Annotated in this window: 2 protein-coding genes; both read left to right on the top strand. The window is 32.9% G+C overall.

What is annotated here, in order from left to right:
* A partial coding sequence (locus V7014_RS20935; RefSeq protein ID WP_335509963.1) for a Uma2 family endonuclease occupies positions 1-570 on the top strand: 570 nt, incomplete at its 5' end.
* A gap of 711 nt (positions 571-1,281) precedes the next feature.
* Positions 1,282-1,981: PhzF family phenazine biosynthesis protein (locus tag V7014_RS20930; protein WP_335509961.1), on the top strand; the 700-nt coding region annotated here is incomplete at its 3' end.

Genomic DNA, 1,981 nt, shown 5'->3' with positions numbered 1-1,981 from the left:
ATGGTGAATCAAATGAAACTTCCAAACGAACCGTTCATTTCCTACGAAGAATACCTAGAAATGAGAGATAAATCAGATGAGTTGTTAGAGTATATTGATGGTGTGGTTTACATGTCTCCATCTCCTAGTGTTAAACATCAACGAATCTCTATGCGTTTGAGTGTTCAGCTAGGTAGTTTATTAATGGGAAAAGAATGCGAAGTATTAGCAGCTCCTTTCGATGTTGTTCTATCGGATGAAGAAAACAATCAAAAAGTAGTTATTCCTGATTTGTCTGTCATATGTGATCCATCTGGTTTTGATGAACAACGTTATGTTGGTGTTCCTAAACTGATTATTGAAATTGTAAGTCCATCCAACCAAGCTCATGATTTAGTGTTTAAGTTAAACCTGTACCAGAAATACAATGTTCAAGAGTATTGGATTATTAATCCGTTGCAACATTATGTAATGGTTTATTCTTTGAATGAGCAAAAGCAATATGAATCATTAGCGTTTGAAAAAACAGGTACGATTACATCTAAAGCCATTCCTGGTTTTACATTAGATATAGATAAGATATTTAGTTAAGAAGAGCTACCCCTATAAGAGATAGCCTTCTTTTTTTATTATGTACTTACTTTTCTTTATCGGAAAAACCTTTCATTACATAGGCTAAAGCTGTATATGTAAACAGTGTTGAAAAATATGAGACAGCTGTATCTCCATATTCCAATCCATTCTGTGTTTGTTCAGCTGCTCGTCACGTACCATATGGTACTTAAGCAATGCAAATGCTATCTAGCTTATAATACGTGAGGCGAGTAAATTTGTTTTTTTCTTGTTAGCTGCCTTCTGTTTTTTACTATTCTCAAGGTGAACAACGTGAGAAATTAAAGAAAATGGATGAAGATTAAAAATTAAAAGCGGTATTACTCTAAATGAAGTAATACCGCTCGTTTTGTCTTAAATAATCTCATATTTTTTCTGTTTAAAGGAGTACTATCCTAACTGATATTTCTTTTTTAGGTCCTCTAAAACTTTAAATTCCCTACATGCTTCTATATTATTATTATTGCTTATAGAAATGTTTGAAAAATTTAAAGTATCTTTTTCTCCATAACTACTTAAACCCCCACCAAAAATATCTTTTTTAGATATTGCAGACTGTAGACAAACTATTTTTGGTGAGTTCAGATGCTAAAAAATAGTTTGTCTCTTGCTTTATAGCAAATTTATCCAACAACATTTATACGTAGTGCTTTCTATGCTACAATTTACTATAAGTGAGGAAGGTGTCTTATGAAAATATCCGTTTATGTTGCAAGTGCATTTAGCAAGGATCATAAAGGCGGAAATAAAGCAGGAGTGGTATTTATTGAGAATACATTGACCACTACTCAAAAAATGGCAATAGCCAAACAACTGGGCTATGCGGAAACCGCATTTATATCAGAATCTGAAATTGCTGATTATAAATTTGAGTATTTTACACCAAAAGAAGAAGTTGATTTATGTGGTCATGCCACAATTGGCTCTTTCGCGATACTGATGCATTTAAATAAACTTTTCAGGAATCGCTATACGATTGAAACGAACAGCGGTGTTCTTACTATTACCATAAAAGATGACATCATATTCATGGAACAAAACAAACCGATATTCTATGATGTTGTATCTCCAAACGAGTTCATCGACTGTTTTGACATTAAAGCTATAGACAATAAATACCCAATTCAAATTGTCTCCACGGGCTTAAAAGATATTTTAATTCCTATAAAAAGCGAATCACGATTACATGCACTGCAACCTAATTTTGAAAAAATTAAAGAAATCAGCAAGTATTATAATGTTGTCGGAATGCATCTATATACTTTTAATGACAATCGAATTATATGCAGAAATTTTGCTCCACTATACGACATCAATGAAGAAGCAGCGACTGGAACTTCAAACGGTGCATTAGCTTGCTACCTTTATGAACAGCACTACTTGCAAAAAG

The organism is Bacillus sp. JJ722, assembly GCF_036963345.1.
GTDB lineage: Bacteria > Bacillota > Bacilli > Bacillales > DSM-1321 > Bacillus_AD.
Note: the sequence above shows the minus strand (reverse complement) of the source record. Positions and strands in the feature narration are given on the sequence as shown.